This window comes from Klebsiella sp. BIGb0132 (assembly GCF_024810075.1).
Classification (GTDB): Bacteria; Pseudomonadota; Gammaproteobacteria; order Enterobacterales; family Enterobacteriaceae; genus Klebsiella; species Klebsiella terrigena.
This window is the reverse complement of record NZ_JANUDW010000006.1, coordinates 88400-107955: the sequence shown is the minus strand read 5'-3', so window position 1 is coordinate 107955 and position 19556 is coordinate 88400. Positions and strand designations below refer to the sequence as shown.

The following is a 19556-nucleotide window of genomic DNA, read 5'->3' as shown; positions in this document are numbered from 1 at the left end:
ATTATTCTCCTTTAATTTTCACCCTCACTCGCCGGCAGTCTCTGCGGCAAGCGATGCCTCGCGCGCTGTTGCGGCGTCGGTGCGGCGTATTTTTCGAAACAGTAAAAAGGTAAAGAGGATCACCATGCTCAGCGCGGCCAGGCCCATCAGCCACATGTTGCGATAGGCGTCTGCGGCGGGGAGGGTGTCCTGCCAGTGGCCGACGATCGGATAGACAAAAACGTCGGGGAGGAAGCCAATGACCGAGCAGATGCCGACGGTGGTTCCCATAATATAGCCCGGGGTCCTCGCTTCGCCGGGGCAGGCCCAATAGAGCCCGCGCGAAGCGTAGCAGGTGAAGCCCAGCAGCAGAATCAGGCCGATCCCCATCGCCACGGACTGCGGGTGTGAATTGGTGGCCAGCAGGGCGACCAGCGCCAGAACCCCCACCACCGACAGCAGCTGAATAACGCGGGTCGGGGATTTGACTCTGCTGTAGGTGGTAATAATGCCGCCCAGCGGGCCGCAAATCGCGCGGAAGATTTTGTTGATGACGATCCCCATATAGCTCGCGGCCACCAGCGACATGCCGTACATTTCCGTCAGGTAGTTGGTGGAGTAGCTGAGGATGGCGTAGATGGTAAAGACGCCAAAGATGACCATGCTGCAGTACCAGGTGGTGCTGATGCGCAGGACGGCGAGGATATCGCTTAGCTGAAACGCTTTTTTCTCTTCCTGCGCCGCGCCGCCGCGCTGGGGGGCGTCGCTGACAAAGAACCAGCACAGTATCCCCAGCAGGATGTAAACCACGCTGTAAATCAGGATAACGACCTTCAGGCTGTTGCTATCGTCGGGCGCGAAGCGGGAAAAAGCCCACATGGTAAATACCGCCAGCGACATAACGCCAACGCCGCGCAGCCCCTCCATCCAGCCCATGATTTTCCCCTGCTCGCTATGATCGCCGAGCAGCGAGGCGGCCTTAATTGAAACGGACCACAGCATCAGAATGGTGGTGATGGCAAAGGCGACCTGAATACAAAGCATGGCCCACAGCGGCGGATAGGTTGCCATTATTAAACCGAGCAGGCCGGTCACGATCATCGCTGAAGTAATCATTTTGCGATGCGAGAATTTATCGGCAATAACCCCGCTGGGTGCATAGAGAATAATGGCGGTAATACCAAAGGTGCTCATAATTAAGCCGATTTCGGTATTGCTAAATCCCATAAATTTTGCCATTGGGATTTGATAGATATAGCGTAAATAGGCAAGGTCAAAGCTGACTCCGCCGCTAAAGCTAATAATGGCAAGAGTTATCCAACGGCGATATGAATTCTGTTGCATATCGTGATCTCATTTTGAATAGACGAAAAAAAGAGAAAAGTAAGCCGCCTTTGCAGGTGGATTACTTTTCTCTGGTCTCTAGTAATTGCGATTAGGAATAACATGCCGGCGTGGGTTTTAGTGTGAGAATAATCACGCTTCGTAGTTTTACGCTTAATTTATGAGTGAAATATTTATCTGTGATTGCGATCACATTAGCTGCCCGAGCGCTGTGCTAAAAATTTAGCTCAGTTACCAGAGACAATGAGAAAGGTAACTTCCCTCTCGTGGGGGAAGTTACCTTTCTTTTTTTTTGCCTAAAGGAATTTGGAGCCAACTATGTCAATCGAATCTCTTAACGCATTCTCAATGGATTTCTTCTCTCTGAAAGGTAAAACGGCAATTGTCACCGGCGGCAATAGCGGGCTGGGTCAGGCCTTTGCCATGGCGCTGGCGAAAGCCGGCGCCAATCTGTTTATCCCAAGCGTCGTTAAGGACAACGGAGAGACAAAAGAAATCATTGAAAAACAGGGCGTTGAAGTTGAGTTTATGCAGGTGGATATTACCGCCAAAGGCGCGCCGCAGCGGATCGTCGCCGCCTGCTGTGAGCGCTTCGGTACGGTCGATATCCTGGTCAACAATGCCGGGATTTGTAAGCTCAATAAGGTGCTGGACTTCGGGCGGGCGGACTGGGATCCGATGATCGATGTTAATCTGACGGCGCCGTTCGAGCTCAGCCATGAAGCGGCAAAAATTATGATCCCGCAAAATAGCGGCAAAATTATTAATATCTGCTCGTTATTTTCTTACCTCGGCGGCCAGTGGTCACCGGCTTATTCGGCAACGAAGCACGCGCTTGCCGGTTTCACTAAAGCCTATTGCGACGAGCTGGGCCAGTATAATATTCAGGTCAACGGCATCGCCCCTGGCTATTATGCTACCGATATTACGCTGGCTACCCGCAGCAATCCGGAAACCAATCAGCGCGTGCTGGACCATATTCCGGCAAACCGCTGGGGTGATACTCAGGATCTCATGGGGGCAGCCGTATTTTTAGCCAGTCAGGCATCCAATTATGTTAACGGTCATCTGCTGGTGGTCGATGGCGGTTATCTGGTGCGTTAATTTTCAATCGGTGGTTTCTGTATTTTTATTTATTGTCTTACGTAATATCACGCAATATGCATCGAGGCTGAAATAAAAGAAGTCCCCGCGAACATCGCACCCGATGTCATTGGGGTTTATATCGACCGTTAATAAAGAAGCAGCTTGCGTGATGCCGCGTCTATTCCGAATTAATTATCAGGAAGGTATTACTATGTCTTTATCCCGTGAAGCGATTGTTGACCAGTTAAAAGAAATTGTCGGTTCCGATCGCGTGATTACCGATGAAACCGTGTTAAAGCGCAACAGCATTGACCGCTTTCGTAAATATGCCGATATCCACGGCGTCTTTACGCTGCCGCTGCCCGCCGCGGTCGTCAAGCTAGGCTCCACCGAACAGGTTTCAAGCGTGCTGTCCTTTATGAACCAGCATAAGATCAACGGGGTCCCGCGTACCGGCGCTTCGGCGACCGAAGGTGGCCTCGAAACCGTCGTGGAAAATTCCGTGGTGCTGGACGGCGCCGGGATGAACCAAATCCTGAATATTGATATCGAAAATATGCAGGCAACCGCGCAGTGCGGCGTGCCGCTGGAAATCCTCGAAAACGCGCTGCGGGCAAAAGGCTACACTACCGGGCACTCGCCGCAGTCTAAGCCGCTGGCTCAGATGGGGGGACTGGTGGCAACCCGTAGCATCGGCCAGTTTTCCACGCTCTACGGGGCAATCGAAGATATGGTGGTCGGGCTGGAGGCCGTGCTGCCCGATGGCTCCGTCACCCGCATCAAAAACGTTCCGCGCCGTGCCGCCGGGCCGGATATTCGCCATATCATCATCGGCAACGAAGGGGCGCTGTGCTATATCACCGAAGTGACGGTGAAAATCTTCAGGTTCACGCCGGAAAATAACCTGTTCTACGGCTACGTTCTGGATGATATGAAGGTGGGCTTCAGCATCCTGCGCGAGGTCATGGTGGAGGGCTATCGTCCGTCAATTGCCCGCCTGTACGATGCCGAGGATGGCACCCAGCACTTTACTCATTTTGCCGATGGCAAATGCGTGCTGATCTTTATGGCTGAAGGTAACCCGCTGATAGCGAAAGCCACCGGCGAAGGCATTGCGCAGGTCGTTGCGCGCTATCCGCAGTGCCAGCTCGTAGACAGCAAGCTGATTGAAACCTGGTTTAACCACCTCAACTGGGGCCCGGAAAAGGTAGCCGCCGAACGCGTGCAGATCCTCAAAACCGGCAACATGGGCTTTACCACCGAGGTATCGGGCTGCTGGAGCTGCATCAATGAGATCTACGAAAGCGTTCTCAACCGCATCCGCATCGAGTTCCCGCACGCCGACGACATCACCATGCTGGGCGGCCACTCTTCTCATAGCTATATGAACGGCACCAATATGTACTTCGTCTACGACTACAACGTGGTGGACTGCAAGCCGGAGGAGGAGATTGATAAGTACCACAACCCGCTCAATAAGATCATTTGCGAAGAGACCATTCGCCTCGGCGGCTCGATGGTGCATCACCACGGGATTGGTAAACACCGCGTTCACTGGAGCAAGCTGGAGCACGGCACCGCGTGGCCGCTGCTGGAAGGGCTGAAGAAGCAGTTTGATCCAAACGGTATCATGAATACCGGCACGATTTACCCGATTGAAAAATAAGAGCGATAGCCAAAATAATTCGGCTCGCCTGCGGGCGCTAAAAGCGCCCATCCCCTGGAGCAACGATTGCGATGTGACGGGGGAAAGCAAACGCAGCAGGCGGCTTGAAGTATGAGCGCTATATACGGCTTCTCAACCGGGAAGCCGTTATTGCCGGACCATGAAGGGGGAGAAATGAACGCTTCACCGGTGAGAATGGACGACCTGCCGCTTAACGGCTTTCACTGCCGCATTGCCGCACTAACCTTCGGCGCGCATCTGGTTGACGGCTACGTCCTCGGCGTCATCGGTTACGCCATTATCCAGCTGACCCCCGCCATGCACCTGACGCCTTTTATGGCCGGGATGATCGGCGGGGCGGCGCTGCTTGGCCTGTTTATCGGCAGCCTGATCCTCGGATGGGTCTCGGATCATATTGGCCGGCAGAAGATTTTCAACCTCAGCTTTGTCCTGATTACCGTCGCCTCTTTTCTACAGTTTTTTGCCACCACGCCTGAACAGCTCATTGGCCTGCGGATCCTCATAGGCATTGGCCTGGGCGGGGATTACTCCGTGGGCCATACGCTGCTGGCCGAATTCGCGCCGCGCCGGCATCGGGGCATCCTGCTCGGCGCGTTTAGCGTGGTGTGGACCGTCGGCTACGTTCTGGCAAGCCTCGCCGGGCACCATTTTATTAGCGAAAACCCGGAAGCCTGGCGCTGGCTGTTGGCCTCGTCCGCGCTACCGGCCCTGCTCATCACGCTGCTGCGCTGGGGGACGCCGGAGTCTCCGCGCTGGCTGTTGCGCCAGGGCCGTTTCGCCGAGGCCCACGCCGTGGTGCGCCGCTGTTTTGGCCCGCACGTGCTGCTTGGCGATGAGGTAGTGGCGGCAACCAATAAACGGATCGGAACGCTATTTTCACCGCGCTACTGGCGGCGAACGGCATTTAACAGCATCTTTTTCGTCTGCCTGGTGATCCCGTGGTTCGTTATCTATACCTGGCTGCCCACCATCGCGGAAACCATCGGTCTTGAAGATGCGCTGACCGCCAGCCTGATGCTGAATGCGCTGCTGATCGTTGGCGCGCTGCTGGGCCTGGTATTAACCCATCTGCTGGCCCACCGCCATTTCCTGCTCGGCAGCTTTCTGTTGCTGGCGGCGACGCTAATCGTTATGGCCTGCCTGCCGGCGGGCAGCCACTGGACGCTGCTGCTTTTTATCTTATTCAGCACCACGATTTCGGCGGTCAGCAACCTGGTGGGGATTTTACCGGCGGAAAGCTTTCCTACGGATATCCGCTCGCTGGGCGTTGGCTTCGCAACCGCCATGAGCCGGCTTGGGGCCGCCATCAGCACCGGCCTGCTGCCCTGGACCCTGGCGCAGTGGGGGATGACGGTTACCCTTTTGCTATTGGCCGGCGTACTGCTGATCGGCTTTGTGGTGACCTGGCTGTGGGCCCCGGAAACCAAAGCGCTGCCGCTGGTGGCCGCCGGGAGCGGCGATAAAAGACAAGGAGGAGCGAATGAACATTCTGTTGGCGTTTAAGCCTGAGCCGGACGCCGGCATGCTGGCGGAAAAGGACTGGCAGGCCGCCGCACTGGATACCTGCGGGCCGGATGTCTCACTCTTGCGCAGCGCCATCGGCGCCGACGAGCAGGCTGCCGCCGCGCTGCTGCTGGCTCAGCGCAATGCGGGCTGCGGGATGACCCTGAGCGCATTAAGCATTGGCGACGAGCGCGCGCTGCACTGGCTGCGCTACTTTGCCGCGCTGGGCTTTGACCAGCGGGTGCTGCTGGAGACGGCTGCGGATCTGCGCTTCGCGCCCTCGTTTATCGCCGGACAGATTGCCGGCTGGCAGCGCAGCCACGGCGGGGAGCTGATCGTGACCGGCTGTCAGAGCAGCGAGGGGCAAAATGGCCAGACGCCGTTTCTGCTGGCGGAAATGCTCGGCTGGCCCTGTTTCACCCAGGTTGAACGCTTTACGCTCGAACCGCCTTTCGCCGTTGTCGAGCAGCGCACGGACGCCGGCATCCGCCGCTGCCGGGTGCAGCTACCGGCGGTGATTGCCGTCAGGCAGTGCGGCGAAGTGGCGCTCCCGGTACCCGGCATGCGCCAGCGCCTGGCGGCGGCAAAGGCGGACATCGTGCGCCAGGCGGCGACCGCTGAGGTGCAGCCCGACGTACGGTGCCTGCGTCTGACTCGTCCGGCGCAGCGGCGCGCGGCCGCTATCGTGGAGGGCGCGACGGCGCAGGAGAAAGCCAGGGCGCTGTGGGAGAACTATTTATGCGAGAGGATGCGGCCATGAAGGTGGCGATAGTGATGGCCGCCGGCGACAGCGCCGCGATAGGCGGCTGGCTGGCGGGAAACGATCTTGCTTCAGCGGAGCTCGAGCGCTGGACGCCAGACGCCGGGGCGGAGGTTGCCGGGCAGCTTCTGGATGCGCTGGTCGCTCAGTGGCGGCAGACGCCGGCGGATATAGTGCTGTTCCCGGCGGGGGCGCTGGCCGATGAGCTGGCCACGCGGCTGGCCTGGCGCCTGCAGGGACGCAGCGTGTGTCAGGTGCAATCGCTGAACGCGGCGGAAGGTTGGGTGACGAAGCCTTATTGGGGCAACGCGCTGACGGCCACGCTGGAGGTGAGCGCCCGGCCGCTGTGCCTCTCACTGGCGCGCCAGCCCGGGGGGAAGGCGTCCGGGGATTTACCTTGCGGCCTGCCGGAGCGCCGTATCGTCCCCGCGGCGCAGCCCGACTGGCTGACGGAGATTGAGCGCGTTGAGCGCACGGGAGCGCATCCTTTAGCCACGGCGGAGCGGGTGCTGGTTGTTGGGCAGGGCGGCGAGGAGGCCGATGCGGAAAGCATCGCGGCGCTTGCGCAAAATCTGGGCGCGGAAGCGGGCTACAGCCGAGCGCGGGTGATGAATGGTGGTCATGATGCCGATCGCCTGGTGGGGATATCCGGCCATCTCCTGGCCCCGGATATCTGCATTGTGGCGGGCGCATCGGGCGCGGCGGCGCTGATGGCGGGAGTGCGCGACAGCCGATTTATCGTGGCGATTAATCATGACGCCGGCGCGCCGGTGTTCTCCCAGGCAGATGTAGGCATCGTGGATGAATGGCTACCGGTGCTTGAAGCACTGGCAGCCAGCGCGCACGATTAGTTAAGCTGCTTCGCTAATTTCCAGACGCCGGTGTTGGTGGTTGAAAGGGCCGCCACGCCAGCTTTCATCGCATTACGCGCATCTTCTTCGTCGCAGACCAGGCCGCCGGCAATCAGCGGCTGGTGAATCTTCTCCGTCACCCATCCCAGCACTTTTGGCATGCAGCCCGGCAGGATTTCAATACAGTCCGGATTGGACTGCGCCACCTGCTTGTCGATATTGTGAAAGGAAATAGAGTCGACGATAAACAGGCGATGAATGCAGAAAAAGCCCTCCGCCCTGGCCGCTTTTAGCATCGGTGCTTTGGTGCTGATGATCCCGTCCGCTTCGGTAACCAGCTTCAAAAACTGAATCACCACCTCTTTATTCGACGCCCCCTCCAGCAGGTCGACATGAATAAACGCGTACTTACCGGCGTTTTTGATTTTCTTCACGATGTTGCTGATGGTGCAGATATTGCCGTACAGCACGGAGATAAACTGGCACTCGGAATCGATGGCTAACTGCAGGCTGGCGTTATCTTTGACGGCCGCGATGACCGGATTTTGTCGTAGCAGGTGTAGCAGGGGCATGGTGTGTCCTTCGTATTTTTCTCGTCATCATTCAGGCTGCGAATGCGCTAGCCGTCCTGCAACCTGAATTATTTAGCGTCGTTTTATTAGCCAAAACGGAATGTAATACCAAATCCAGAGTCAGGATAGCGCCATTCTTTGAGCGTTGCCTCATCGCATAATAGCCGGCAGGCGCCGCACTCCAGGCATCCTCGGTAGTCGACCTGCACGCCGCCTTCCGCAGTCCGTGAAAAAAGCCCGGCGGGACAGGATGCAATGAGCCGTTCGACGACTTCCTGGTCGGGCGCAGCCGTCGGGACAATATGCGGGTCGGCGGCGGGGCGCCAGACGTTACGCGCTACAGACATCGTAAGCTCCTGACAAGATCGCCTGCCAGATGATGCAGGCCGTGACGGCGAAGATGACGCCAGACTATCTGACGCAGCGGCGGGACGGGGCCTTCGCCCTGCTGCCAGAGTTCGCGGGAGATATCGTCCATCAGCGCGGGCCAGCGGCGATACCAGCCGGGGCGCTGCAGCAGCGCGGGAACGTGCCGGTAGCGCTGCAGCACCTCCCACAGCAGGCTGCGCTCGATCTCCTGCTGATATTGCGCAAACAGATTTTGCGGCGCGCCGTGCCGACAGGCGTGGATTAACGTTTGCGCCGCCGCCTGGGCGCCGATTAACGCCATGTCCATTCCGCGCACGGTGAAGCCGGTATTGACGCAGGTGCGCAGCGTGTCGCCGACCAGCAGCCAGCCATCCCCGGCATACTGCGTCGGCATGCCGTGCAGGCCGCCTTCAGGTACCAGATGCGCGCCGTATTCCAGCGTTTCGCTGCCCTGCAGCAGAGGGCGCAGGGCTGGATGGGATTTGAGGCGATCCAGCAGCCTGGAGGCAGGTACCGTCCCTTTGCCCAGCGAGGAGAGCGGGCAGACGATACCGAATGAGAGCGTCTCCTGATTGGTATAAAGGAACGCGCCGCCGGGTAAATCCCCGCAGACCCCGCCGGTGAATATCATGGCCGCTCCCTCATTGCCCTCGAGGCGGAAACGATCTTCCAGCGTCTTGCGCTCCATTGCCAGCACCGCTTTGATCCCCAGCGCCATGGCGGTTGGGGACGGGCGCGGGAGTAAACCGTGGCGCTCCGCCAGCTCGCTGTTGGCCCCTTCCGCCAGCACCACGTAGCGGGCGCGCAGCGTTTCATTATCGCAAATGACCCCGCAAACCCGGCCGTTTTCGCGATACAGCGCCGTGACCGTCGCGCCGGTCACGCACTGCACGCCTTCACCTTCGGCCTGGCTAACCAGCCACGGATCGAAACGGGCGCGCAGTAAACTCCAGGAGTCACCGCTGGGCTGCAGGCTGGAATAGGTTGTGGCGCCATCGTCGGTCAGCAGGGTCAGGTTTTCCTGGGTGATACGACGCTCAAGCGGGGCGGATTGTTGAAAATGAGGGAGAAGTTCGGCGAGCGCGCGGCAGTACAGGCGCCCACCGGAGAGATTTTTACTGCCGGGAAGTTCGCCGCGTTCGAGCAGCAGGACCGAAAGTCCTGACCGCGCGCAGCGTAGAGCACAGGCGGTGCCAGCTATCCCTGCACCGATGATAATAATATCAAAATCGTCAGCCATATTGCGCCCCAGATACCGAGAGCATCTAGGCTAACATGGCGTTATCTAAGGAATATTGACCATCGACACAAAGGCTTTAATCACTCGCCGCGATAGATGCAGCCCGCCGTGCAGGTCTCTTTAATCATCACCGCGCTCAGCAGCGGCACTACGGGCTTAACCTGTTGCCAAATCCAGCGTGACAGCACTTCGCTGGTCGGGTTTTCCAGCCCTGGAATATCGTTCAGATAGTAGTGATCCAGGCGATCGTAGGTCGGCTTAAAGGCGGCCTTCAGCTCGGAAAAATCCATGATCCAACCCGTATGCGGATCGACTTCGCCGGTAATCTCCAGACGCACCATAAAAGAGTGACCGTGCAGGCGACCGCACTTATGACCTTCCGGTACGTGGGGCAGGTGGTGGGCGGCTTCGAAGATAAAATCTTTAAACAGGGTGGTGGACATCTTTTACTCTCAATAAGACAAAAAAACCGCCGTAGGGTACCGGAAAGTACATTTTTTAGCATTAACTAAAACGGCCCTGAGCGGAAAATCGCCACATTCACCGAACTGATGCATATTATCTCTTTATATTTCATGTGGTTATTTAATCGATTTTGTTGTTAATAACTATAGGTAAAACAGGTTAGTCCATTTGGTTATTTGTTATTTCCATCCCTTCTTTAATTGTTACTATCTGCGCCGTTAACCTTACATTCTCTTCTGTTTTTGCCGCGCTGACAGGGTGCGAATAACAGCTTTGCTTACTGGAACATAACGACGCATGACGACACAGGTCCCATCTTCCAATTTGCTCCCGCTCAACCCGGAGCAAATGGCGCGCCTGCAGGCGGCCACGACAGACTTCACACCGACCCAGCTTGCCTGGGTTTCCGGCTATTTTTGGGGCGTGCTGAATCAGCATTCCGGCGCGGTGGCTGCCGCTCCGGCCCAGGCTGCGGAAGTCCCGAGCATTACGCTGCTTTCCGCCTCGCAAACCGGCAACGCCCGCCGCGTGGCCGAAGCGCTGCGTGACGACCTTCAGGCAGCGCAGCTGAACGTCAAGCTGGTTAACGCAGGCGACTATAAATTCAAACAAATAGCCTCCGAAAAACTGCTGATCGTCGTGACCTCAACCCAGGGTGAAGGTGAGCCGCCGGAAGAGGCCGTCGCGCTGCATAAATTCCTGCTCTCGAAAAAAGCGCCGAAGCTCGAAGGCACCGCCTTTGCGGTCTTTGGTCTGGGCGATACCTCCTACGAATTCTTCTGCCAGTCGGGTAAAGACTTCGACAGCAGACTGGCGGAGTTGGGCGGGGAACGTCTGCTCGATCGCGTTGACTCCGACGTTGAATATCAGGGCGCCGCGGCCGAATGGCGCACCCGCGTGGTCGAGGTGCTGAAAGCCCGTGCGCCGGCGGCGACGCCGGCTCAGCTGACGACAAGCGGCGCGGTCAATGACATTCACACCAGCCCCTATACCAAAGAAGCGCCGCTGACCGCGACGCTTTCGGTAAACCAAAAAATCACCGGGCGTGATTCAGAAAAAGACGTGCGCCACGTTGAAATCGATCTTGGCGACTCCGGCCTGCGCTATCAGCCCGGCGATGCGCTGGGCGTCTGGTATCAGAACGATCCGGCGCTGGTCAACGAGCTGGCCGAACTGCTGTGGCTGAAGGGCGACGAGCCGGTGAGCGTAGACGGTAAGACGCTGCCGCTGGCCGAAGCGCTGACGTGGCACTTTGAGCTGACGGTGAACACCGCCAACATCGTGGAGAACTATGCCACCCTAACGCGCAGCGAAACGCTGCTGCCGCTGGTGGGCGATAAAGCGCAGCTGCAGCACTACGCGGCCACCACGCCGATCGTCGATATGGTGCGCTTCTCGCCGGCACAGCTGGATGCCCAGGCGCTGATTGACCTGCTGCGCCCGCTTACGCCGCGCCTGTACTCGATTGCCTCGTCGCAGGCGGAAACGGAAAACGAAGTTCACGTGACCGTTGGCGTGGTGCGCTATGATATTGAAGGCCGCGCGCGCGCCGGCGGCGCTTCCAGCTTCCTCGCCGATCGCGTGGAAGAAGATGGCGAAGTCCGCGTCTTTATCGAACACAATGATAACTTCCGCCTGCCTGCGAACCCGCAGACGCCGGTCATCATGATTGGCCCGGGTACCGGCATTGCACCATTCCGCGCATTTATGCAGCAGCGCGCGGCGGAAGGCGCCGAGGGCAAGAACTGGCTGTTCTTCGGCAACCCACACTTTACGGAAGATTTCCTTTACCAGGTTGAATGGCAAAGCTACGTCAAAGAGGGCGTACTGAGCCGCATCGATCTGGCCTGGTCCCGCGATCAACAACAAAAAGTCTACGTTCAGGACAGACTGCGCGAGCAGGGGGCCGAACTGTGGCGCTGGATTAATGACGGTGCCCATATTTATGTCTGCGGCGACGCCAATCGCATGGCGAAAGACGTTGAGCGGACGCTGCTGGAAGTGATTGCCGAATTCGGCGCGATGGACGCCGAAGCGGCGGACGAATTTTTAAGTGAGCTGCGCGTTGAGCGCCGTTATCAGCGAGATGTCTACTAATGAGCGAAAAACATCCAGGACCGCTGGTGGTCGAAGGTAAACTGACCGACGCCGAGCGTATGAAGGTAGAGAGCAACTACCTGCGCGGCACCATCGCAGAAGACTTAAACGACCCCCTTACCGGCGGCTTTAGGGGCGATAACTTCCTGCTGATCCGCTTTCACGGCATGTATCAGCAGGATGACCGCGACATCCGCGCCGAACGCGCGGCGCAGAAGCTGGAGCCGCGTCACGCGATGCTGCTCCGCTGCCGCCTGCCGGGCGGGGTGATCACCACCAAACAGTGGCAGGCGATTGACAAGTTTGCCGCCGATAACACCATCTACGGCAGCATTCGTCTGACCAACCGTCAGACCTTCCAGTTCCACGGCATTCTGAAGAAGAACGTCAAGCCGGTGCACCAGATGCTGCACTCGGTGGGGCTGGACGCGCTGGCGACGGCCAACGATATGAACCGTAACGTGCTGTGCACCTCTAACCCGAACGAGTCTCAGCTGCATGCTGAAGCCTACGAGTGGGCGAAAAAGATCTCCGAGCACCTGCTGCCGCGCACTCGCGCCTACGCGGAGATCTGGCTCGATCAGAAGAAGGTGGCCACCACCGACGAAGAGCCGATCCTTGGCCAGACCTATCTGCCGCGTAAGTTCAAAACCACCGTGGTTATCCCGCCGCAGAACGATATCGATCTGCACGCCAACGATATGAACTTCGTGGCGATTGCCGAAAACGGCAAGCTGGTGGGCTTTAACCTGCTGGTGGGCGGCGGTCTGTCCATTGAGCACGGCAACAAGAAAACCTATGCGCGCACCGCCAGCGAATTCGGCTACCTGCCGCTTGAGCACACTCTGGCCGTGGCGGAAGCGGTGGTCACGACCCAGCGCGACTGGGGCAACCGTACCGACCGCAAAAATGCAAAAACGAAATACACCCTGGAACGCGTTGGCGTTGACACCTTTAAAGCCGAAGTTGAGCGCCGTGCCGGCATTAAGTTCGAGCCGATCCGCCCCTACGAGTTTACCGGTCGCGGCGATCGGATTGGCTGGGTAAAAGGTATCGATAATAACTGGTACCTGACGCTGTTTATTGAAAACGGTCGTATCCTTGACTATCCGGGGCGTCCGCTGAAAACGGGTCTGCTGAAGATTGCTAAGATCCATAAAGGCGAGTTCCGCATCACGGCCAACCAAAACCTGATCGTTGCCGGTGTGCCGGAAGATCAGAAGGCGAAGATCGAGAAGCTGGCTCGCGATCACGGGTTGATGAATAGCGTCACCCCGCAGCGTGAAAACTCGATGGCCTGCGTCTCCTTCCCAACCTGCCCGCTGGCGATGGCCGAGGCGGAACGCTTCCTGCCGTCATTTATCGATAAGGTGGACGGCGTGATGAGCAAGTACGGGGTGGGCGAGGAGCATATCGTCACCCGCGTGACCGGCTGCCCGAACGGCTGCGGCCGCGCCCTGCTGGCGGAAGTTGGCCTGATCGGTAAAGCGCCGGGCCGCTATAACCTGCACCTTGGCGGCAACCGCAGCGGAACGCGTATTCCGCGTATGTATCGCGAAAATATTACCGAGTCGGAAATTCTCGACTCGATTGACGAACTGGTCGGGCGCTGGGCGAAAGAGCGCGAAGCGGGTGAAGGCTTCGGCGACTTTACGGTGCGTGCGGGTATCGTGCGCCCGGTGCTCGATCCAGCCCGTGATTTCTGGGAATAAAGGTCTTTATCCACGCCTGACGATCCCCTCTCCGTTGACGGGAAGGGGATAAGGTGAAGGGAAAATAACGAGGTAACTATGTCCGTACTCGATCTCAACGCGCTAAATGAACTGCCGAAAGTTGAACGCGTACTGCAGCTGGCAGAAACCAACGCTCAGCTGGAGAAGCTCAGCGCCGAAGAACGCGTGGCGTGGGCGCTGGAAAACCTGCCCGGCGACTACGCACTCTCTTCAAGCTTTGGTATTCAGGCGGCGGTTAGCCTGCATCTGGTTAACCAGATCCGTCCGGATATTCCGGTGATCCTTACCGATACCGGCTACCTGTTCCCGGAAACCTATCAGTTTATCGATGAGCTAACCGACAAGCTGCAGCTGAACCTGAAGGTTTACCGGGCGCAGACCAGCCCGGCCTGGCAGGAAGCCCGCTACGGCAAGCTGTGGGAGCAGGGCGTTGACGGCATTGAGAAATACAATGACATCAACAAGGTTGAGCCGATGAACCGCGCCCTGCAGGAGCTAAACACTCGTACCTGGTTTGCCGGCCTGCGCCGCGAGCAGTCAGGTAGCCGGGCAACGCTGCCGGTGCTGGCGATTCAGCGCGGGGTATTTAAGCTGCTGCCGATTATCGACTGGGATAACCGCACCGTGTATCAGTACCTGCAGAAGCACGGTCTGAAATACCATCCGCTGTGGGATCAGGGTTACCTCTCGGTGGGGGATACCCACACCACCCGCAAATGGGAGCCGGGGATGGCGGAAGAAGAGACGCGCTTCTTCGGCCTGAAGCGCGAGTGCGGGCTGCACGAGGGTTGAGAAAAGTCCCGGACGGCGCATCGCGCCGCTTCCGGGAGTATTGGTGCAGGACTTTTACCCTGAGGTATTACTGGCTAGCCCCTCCCGTTTACTGTAGTAACTCGCTTCACCTTCTGACGATACCAGCACCACCTGCGCGGACGGGCGATGTTGTTTCTTACGAAATCGTTCAAGCGCCTCCTCGCCGGGAAGTAAAAATCCTGCCGATCTCTTTTTCCACCACGATCGACGTACCGATAATCGGCTCATTTCCCAGCGGAAGTCGCCCTCCATCACGATAGGATGCAGTTCATTTTCTTCATCCAGCCAGGCGAGGTAGATATCAACGCTCTCTTCGCCCAGACGGGTAGAAAACTCCCGATCTTTATCCCATAAGAAATCGCTGGCCTCCCGATCGTAGCCGATATCGTGGCGTAGTAGGTTTTGCGTTGCGACGGAACGTTGGCTCAGCACCTTGCCGAAATCGACGTCAGAAAGTGCCTGTAAGCTGGTTGGGGCAGGAATTTTCTGTTCATAGACGCCATCAACCAATGCCCTGGCATTTTCCGGCATCCTGATTTCGCCATATTGACGCAGCAGCGCCTGAGTGCGCCATAGGCAGGCGTGGTCGGAATAAACGAAGCCGGTTCCTCGCAGCTCATTTCCCAGCCAACCTTGCCCGGCCTGTTCCTGCCATTCTGGCGCTAAAATATGCAGTATCGGTGGCTGACGTTCATCGGGCAGTATCGCTTTGCGTTCCCCACCGGCAGTGCGGATATGGCGCTGAAGTCGACCGGCGCGCTGGATCAACAAATCTATTGGCGCCAGATCCGAGATCATCCAGTCAAAATCCAGATCGAGACTTTGTTCGACAACCTGAGTGGCGATCAATACTTTCCCCCGCCGCGCTGAAACGGGTGCATCTTTGCCGAACCAGCCGAGGGTTTTATTCTCAATGGCAATACGATCGGTAAAGGCGAAGCGGCTGTGGAAAAGTAGCAGGTCCTGTTCAGGAATGCGCTTTTCATGCAACAGCTGCTGATAACCTTTGCGTGCTTCATCAACCGTATTACGGATCCAACATACGCATTGCCCGGCTTCGACTGCACGATAGATAATTTCCAGCGCTTCCCGATGTTGCTGGAGCCAGCTAACGATAACGGTGCGCTGAACTTCCGGGCGTGTTGTGAGCGCTTCTTCTGTCAGCCCTGTGGCAGATAGATGGCTTAACCATGGGTAGCCCGCATCACTGTCCGTTTCGGTAGTGGCAAATCCCGCACCCTTGTTAAATGCGCTGAGCAATTTCGTGTTCCCCGCGCCAGCGGGGATAAACCGTACAATGACCACGATTATTCGAAATAAAGACGGTGTTCCCCGCGCCAGCGGGGATAAACCGGAACTGTTTTAGCTTCTCGTTGTTGTTGTCGAGTGTTCCCCGCGCCAGCGGGGATAAACCGGAACAACGTAAGGGTTTTATACAGAAAATAATGTGTTCCCCGCGCCAGCGGGGATAAACCGCCATTCCCCATCAATGCCGGTGCGGAATCCGGGTGTTCCCCGCGCCAGCGGGGATAAACCGCACTGTAAAGAGGCCGCCGCCGCCCTGCCGCCGTGTTCCCCGCGCCAGCGGGGATAAACCGGACCTGGGACACGAACCGCTGCGGTTCGGCGAGTGTTCCCCGCGCCAGCGGGGATAAACCGGAAGATCGACAGCCAGGCGGCCAGCATCACCAGTGTTCCCCGCGCCAGCGGGGATAAACCGGTCTGTGCAAGGCGGGAAGCCCATGACGAATGGTGTTCCCCGCGCCAGCGGGGATAAACCGCGCTCGAGTGCCGATGTTGTAGGCCAGCGACAGTGTTCCCCGCGCCAGCGGGGATAAACCGTAGATTGATGAGGGTGTTACCACCTTACATCAGTGTTCCCCGCGCCAGCGGGGATAAACCGGCACGCAGGGATGTCATAAATTTATTGGAACTGTGTTCCCCGCGCCAGCGGGGATAAACCGCCGATATTGCGGCCGGCGGTGAATGGGGTTGAGTGTTCCCCGCGCCAGCGGGGATAAACCGCAGTTGTTAGCTATCAGCTCGGCATTGCAAAAGTGTTCCCCGCGCCAGCGGGGATAAACCGTGTCATTTTACAGATGGTGTTCCTTTATCCGAGTGTTCCCCGCGCCAGCGGGGATAAACCGCACCAGGTATATTAGTGCTCGTCTGCCGCGTTGTGTTCCCCGCGCCAGCGGGGATAAACCGAACGGGATCGAGATGTTCGACAACCAGTACATGTGTTCCCCGCGCCAGCGGGGATAAACCGGATATGTCATTGAGGCCACAGCCTGGTGATTAGTGTTCCCCGCGCCAGCGGGGATAAACCGAGCGCGGAGCTCTCTCCCTCATCGACAGCGGGGTGTTCCCCGCGCCAGCGGGGATAAACCGTGCTGGTTACCCGTCAGCAGCTAAGCACTGCGGTGTTCCCCGCGCCAGCGGGGATAAACCGCTCACATCGCCGTTAGAGATCGGGATGATCGAGTGTTCCCCGCGCCAGCGGGGATAAACCGGCCTCGCTCTCGCTCAGGTTGGTGCCGCGAACGTGTTCCCCGCGCCAGCGGGGATAAACCGCTTCCCAGACCAGACCGTGCAATTTACTGCTCGTTTTCCCCGCGCCAGCGGGGATAAACCGCACTCCATACACTCATGCTTTTAAAATGACGCGTGTTCCCCGCGCCAGCGGGGATAAACCGGGCAACTGGGCGATCATCTGGGCGTTGTTTGTGTGCTCCCCGCGCCAGCGGGGATAAACCGCGATCGTGGTCGTATCACCGGCGCGTCGTTCAGTGTTCCCCGCGCCAGCGGGGATAAACCGATGGTTCGCGTGAGCAGCGGTACCAAATACCAGTGTTCCCCGCGCCAGCGGGGATAAACCGGATTGCGGCCTCGACGAGTTTATCGCCAAAGTGTGTTCCCCGCGCCAGCGGGGATAAACCGCCCGCTTCAGTTTGTCCTCGCTCGGCAGCTGAGTGTTCCCCGCGCCAGCGGGGATAAACCGGTCCAGAGCCTGGCCAACGGTACGGTTCATGTGTGTTCCCCGCGCCAGCGGGGATAAACCGTCCGGCGAATGTTTCTCGGGCCATATACCAGTGTGTTCCCCGCGCCAGCGGGGATAAACCGCGTGAAAATGCAGGCACGGTGGTTGCGCGTTAGTGTTCCCCGCACCAGCGGGGATAAACCGTTTGATGTGATCTACATCGGGACCATTCTGCAGTGTTCCCCGCGCCAGCGGGGATAAACCGAAGCATAGATCTGGTGTAGACCAAAGAGGTGAGTGTTCCCCGCGCCAGCGGGGATAAACCGTCTTAATGTCCTTTCGTTCATAGTAATAGCCTGTGTTCCCCGCGCCAGCGGGGATAAACCGCGTCGCCTGAATCTGAACGACGCCAAGCGCCGGTGTTCCCCGTGCCAGCGGGGATAAACCGCGCATAGCCCGCGGCATTCAGCGTTTCGTTATGTGTTCCCCGCGCCAGCGGGGATAAACCGGATGAACTGATCGCCAAATCCTGGCGATTTGTGTGTTCCCCGCGTCAGCGGGGATAAACCGTCGGTACTGGCAGCGCAATCCCCGAGGTGGCAGTGTTCCCCGCGCCAGCGGGGATAAACCGTCCATGTTGTTGACCAGGTGCTCAACCAGACCGTGTTCCCCGCGCCAGCGGGGATAAACCGGATACGGACTTTAAAGTCTGGCTTGGAATCATGTGTTCCCCGCCTTAGCGGGGATAAACCGACAACTGATATCACCGAAATGGCGCAGAGAATGTGTTCCCCGCGCCAATGGGGATATGACCCTTCCTGGCTGACCAGCAAAATACCGGCTAGCCGCGCTTATCGGCCTTCGCCAGCTCTTTCACCAGCGGCAGCATCACCTTGACGACGTCGCGGCTGCGCCGCTCGATGCGGCCGGGCAGCGCCTTGTCGATATGCTGCTGATTATCCAGCTGCACGCTGTGCCAGCTGGAGCCGTCAGGGAAGGTGGGTGATTTTGCCCGCTGCTGGAAACCATCTTTCTTACCGAGCGACCAGTTGGTGGCCTCCACCGACAGCACCGGGATCCCGGCGCTATCAAAAACGCTGGCGTCGTTACAGCAGCCAGTGCCCTGCGGATAGTCGCGGTTCAGCCCCGGGTTGCTGAAGGCGGCAACGCCTTTGCTACGGGCGATGGCCAGCGCCCGGTCGCGGGTGAGCTTGCGAATCGATGCCGGCGTGCTGCGGCCGCTATTAAAATAGAGCTTGTCGCCGACCACCAGATTATCGAGGTTGATCACCAGCAGGGTGTTTTTCTTCTCCGCATCGCTCATCCGCTGCAGCAGATTCTGCGCCCCGAGGCGACCCTCCTCTTCACCGCTGGACGCGATAAAGCGAATGCCGTAATGGGTAGGCACGTTCTTGAGACGCTCGGCCAGCTCCAGCATCACGCCAAGGCCAAGGGCGTTGTCGTCGATCCCCTGCAGGGTCAGGCCGCCGAGGTTCTTTTCCACGTCGCTATCGCTCATCGGGGCGTAGGTATCGAGGTGCGCCATGATGATTATCTGCTGGCGCGCCTTGCCCTCGTGGGCGGCAATCACCGTGCTGCCGGTAACGTTTTGCCAGTTCTGCCGCTGGTTTTTGGTGGTGTAGATATAGCGGGTATGAAAGCTGCGGATATCGCTCTGGTAGCCCATCTGCGCGAACTGCTGACGCAGGTAGTCCGCCGACAGCATCTCTGCTGGCGATCCGGTCATTCTTCCGGGGAAAACGGTGGCGATATGACGAGCCTGCGTATTAGCGGTTTCGCCCATAGCGCTAAAAGCCGGGGCGGAGAAGACAAAACCTGCGCCAAGCGCCAGTGGAAGCAGGCGGCGGCACAACGCGGAAAACATATGAGGGTCCTTACGGGAACATAACAATTTGACCCGCTTAGTATGAAACTGTGACCGAGGTTAAACAATTTCATTTGCTCTTAAATAGCGGAAAAGTCGCATGTTAAGCACTTTTTGATCTTAGCTTTCCCAGGTCGTTATTCCTTTGAGTAACAACTCATTCCATTTCGTAATTTCATTTGCTCTAAGTGG

Annotated in this window: 15 protein-coding genes and 1 CRISPR repeat array; of the genes, 8 read left to right on the top strand and 7 right to left on the bottom strand. The window is 58.2% G+C overall.

From position 1 onward, the window contains the following. Positions 1 to 24: 24 nt before the first annotated feature. Positions 25 to 1323 (bottom strand): MFS transporter, encoded by a 1299-nt coding sequence (locus M2416_RS17185; protein WP_259226070.1) that lies wholly within the window; start codon positions 1321 to 1323, stop codon positions 25 to 27. A 318-nt stretch (positions 1324 to 1641) separates the two neighbouring features. On the opposite strand from M2416_RS17185, the gene M2416_RS17180 reads away from it, so the two are divergent. From M2416_RS17180 to M2416_RS17160, 5 genes are all read left to right on the top strand, one after another. Continuing rightward, positions 1642 to 2427, top strand: a complete 786-nt coding sequence (locus M2416_RS17180) for an SDR family oxidoreductase (RefSeq protein ID WP_045857545.1) — start codon at positions 1642 to 1644, stop codon at positions 2425 to 2427. 193 nt (positions 2428 to 2620) lie between these two features. Then, complete coding sequence (locus tag M2416_RS17175; RefSeq protein ID WP_259226067.1) at positions 2621 to 4075, top strand: FAD-binding oxidoreductase; 1455 nt, start codon at positions 2621 to 2623, stop codon at positions 4073 to 4075. Positions 4076 to 4186: 111 nt separating this feature from the next. Continuing rightward, on the top strand, positions 4187 to 5599 hold the full coding sequence (locus M2416_RS17170; RefSeq protein WP_259226065.1) for an MFS transporter: 1413 nt from the start codon (positions 4187 to 4189) through the stop codon (positions 5597 to 5599). Beyond that, entirely contained in the window at positions 5577 to 6359 is a 783-nt protein-coding gene (locus M2416_RS17165) for an adenine nucleotide alpha hydrolase family protein (RefSeq protein ID WP_259226060.1), read from the top strand. The genes M2416_RS17170 and M2416_RS17165 overlap by 23 nt, the downstream gene beginning before the upstream one ends. After that, positions 6356 to 7210 (top strand): electron transfer flavoprotein subunit alpha/FixB family protein, encoded by an 855-nt coding sequence (locus M2416_RS17160; protein WP_259226058.1) that lies wholly within the window; start codon positions 6356 to 6358, stop codon positions 7208 to 7210. Before M2416_RS17165 ends, M2416_RS17160 begins: the two co-directional genes overlap by 4 nt. On the opposite strand, the gene M2416_RS17155 is transcribed toward M2416_RS17160, so the two are convergent. The 4 genes from M2416_RS17155 to queD all read right to left on the bottom strand — a co-directional run bounded on the left by M2416_RS17155 (position 7207) and on the right by queD (position 9834). After that, positions 7207 to 7782: a glycerol-3-phosphate responsive antiterminator gene (locus tag M2416_RS17155; protein WP_041146964.1), complete on the bottom strand. Its 576-nt coding sequence runs from the start codon at positions 7780 to 7782 to the stop codon at positions 7207 to 7209. The two genes, M2416_RS17160 and M2416_RS17155, sit on opposite strands and share 4 nt — an antisense overlap. An 86-nt stretch (positions 7783 to 7868) precedes the next feature. After that, positions 7869 to 8129 (bottom strand): ferredoxin family protein, encoded by a 261-nt coding sequence (locus tag M2416_RS17150; RefSeq protein ID WP_143717437.1) that lies wholly within the window; start codon positions 8127 to 8129, stop codon positions 7869 to 7871. Further along, a complete protein-coding gene (locus tag M2416_RS17145; RefSeq protein ID WP_259226050.1) occupies positions 8120 to 9391 on the bottom strand; it encodes an FAD-dependent oxidoreductase in 1272 nt (423 codons plus the stop codon). The genes M2416_RS17150 and M2416_RS17145 overlap by 10 nt, the downstream gene beginning before the upstream one ends. An 80-nt stretch (positions 9392 to 9471) precedes the next feature. Continuing rightward, entirely contained in the window at positions 9472 to 9834 is a 363-nt protein-coding gene (gene queD / locus M2416_RS17140) for a 6-carboxytetrahydropterin synthase QueD (RefSeq protein ID WP_041146961.1), read from the bottom strand. A 319-nt stretch (positions 9835 to 10153) separates the two neighbouring features. On the opposite strand from queD, the gene cysJ reads away from it, so the two are divergent. The 3 genes from cysJ (at position 10154) to cysH (ending at position 14478) form a co-directional block, all read left to right on the top strand. Further along, a complete protein-coding gene (cysJ, locus tag M2416_RS17135) occupies positions 10154 to 11953 on the top strand; it encodes an NADPH-dependent assimilatory sulfite reductase flavoprotein subunit (RefSeq protein WP_259226044.1) in 1800 nt (599 codons plus the stop codon). After that, the gene (gene cysI, locus M2416_RS17130; protein ID WP_076946002.1) at positions 11953 to 13665 is read left to right on the top strand and encodes an assimilatory sulfite reductase (NADPH) hemoprotein subunit; all 1713 of its coding nucleotides are present in this window, start codon (positions 11953 to 11955) and stop codon (positions 13663 to 13665) included. The genes cysJ and cysI overlap by 1 nt, the downstream gene beginning before the upstream one ends. 78 nt (positions 13666 to 13743) lie before the next feature. After that, complete coding sequence (cysH, locus tag M2416_RS17125; RefSeq protein ID WP_076946003.1) at positions 13744 to 14478, top strand: phosphoadenosine phosphosulfate reductase; 735 nt, start codon at positions 13744 to 13746, stop codon at positions 14476 to 14478. Between the two features lie 54 nt (positions 14479 to 14532). Here the strand turns inward: cysH and cas3 are convergent, their stop codons facing one another. Continuing rightward, entirely contained in the window at positions 14533 to 15759 is a 1227-nt protein-coding gene (gene cas3 / locus M2416_RS17120) for a CRISPR-associated helicase Cas3' (RefSeq protein WP_259226037.1), read from the bottom strand. Between the two features lie 4 nt (positions 15760 to 15763). After that, positions 15764 to 18232: a CRISPR direct-repeat array (repeat unit 29 nt; unit sequence GTGTTCCCCGCGCCAGCGGGGATAAACCG). A gap of 88 nt (positions 18233 to 18320) precedes the next feature. Continuing rightward, positions 18321 to 19364 carry an aminopeptidase gene (locus tag M2416_RS17115; RefSeq protein WP_076946004.1) on the bottom strand — a complete coding sequence of 348 codons (1044 nt, stop codon included), beginning with the start codon at positions 19362 to 19364 and terminating at the stop codon, positions 18321 to 18323. Positions 19365 to 19556: the final 192 nt, after the last annotated feature.

What these genes read in the sequence shown, in the direction of transcription:
- M2416_RS17185 (WP_259226070.1), bottom strand. Translation starts at nt 1,323, where the DNA reads ATGCAACAGAATTCATATCGCCGTTGGATAACTCTTGCCATTATTAGC.
- M2416_RS17180 (WP_045857545.1), top strand. Translation starts at nt 1,642, where the DNA reads ATGTCAATCGAATCTCTTAACGCATTCTCAATGGATTTCTTCTCTCTG.
- M2416_RS17175 (WP_259226067.1), top strand. Translation starts at nt 2,621, where the DNA reads ATGTCTTTATCCCGTGAAGCGATTGTTGACCAGTTAAAAGAAATTGTC.
- M2416_RS17170 (WP_259226065.1), top strand. Translation starts at nt 4,187, where the DNA reads ATGAGCGCTATATACGGCTTCTCAACCGGGAAGCCGTTATTGCCGGAC.
- M2416_RS17165 (WP_259226060.1), top strand. Translation starts at nt 5,577, where the DNA reads ATGAACATTCTGTTGGCGTTTAAGCCTGAGCCGGACGCCGGCATGCTG.
- M2416_RS17160 (WP_259226058.1), top strand. Translation starts at nt 6,356, where the DNA reads ATGAAGGTGGCGATAGTGATGGCCGCCGGCGACAGCGCCGCGATAGGC.
- M2416_RS17155 (WP_041146964.1), bottom strand. Translation starts at nt 7,782, where the DNA reads ATGCCCCTGCTACACCTGCTACGACAAAATCCGGTCATCGCGGCCGTC.
- M2416_RS17150 (WP_143717437.1), bottom strand. Translation starts at nt 8,129, where the DNA reads ATGTCTGTAGCGCGTAACGTCTGGCGCCCCGCCGCCGACCCGCATATT.
- M2416_RS17145 (WP_259226050.1), bottom strand. Translation starts at nt 9,391, where the DNA reads ATGGCTGACGATTTTGATATTATTATCATCGGTGCAGGGATAGCTGGC.
- queD (WP_041146961.1), bottom strand. Translation starts at nt 9,834, where the DNA reads ATGTCCACCACCCTGTTTAAAGATTTTATCTTCGAAGCCGCCCACCAC.
- cysJ (WP_259226044.1), top strand. Translation starts at nt 10,154, where the DNA reads ATGACGACACAGGTCCCATCTTCCAATTTGCTCCCGCTCAACCCGGAG.
- cysI (WP_076946002.1), top strand. Translation starts at nt 11,953, where the DNA reads ATGAGCGAAAAACATCCAGGACCGCTGGTGGTCGAAGGTAAACTGACC.
- cysH (WP_076946003.1), top strand. Translation starts at nt 13,744, where the DNA reads ATGTCCGTACTCGATCTCAACGCGCTAAATGAACTGCCGAAAGTTGAA.
- M2416_RS17115 (WP_076946004.1), bottom strand. Translation starts at nt 19,364, where the DNA reads ATGTTTTCCGCGTTGTGCCGCCGCCTGCTTCCACTGGCGCTTGGCGCA.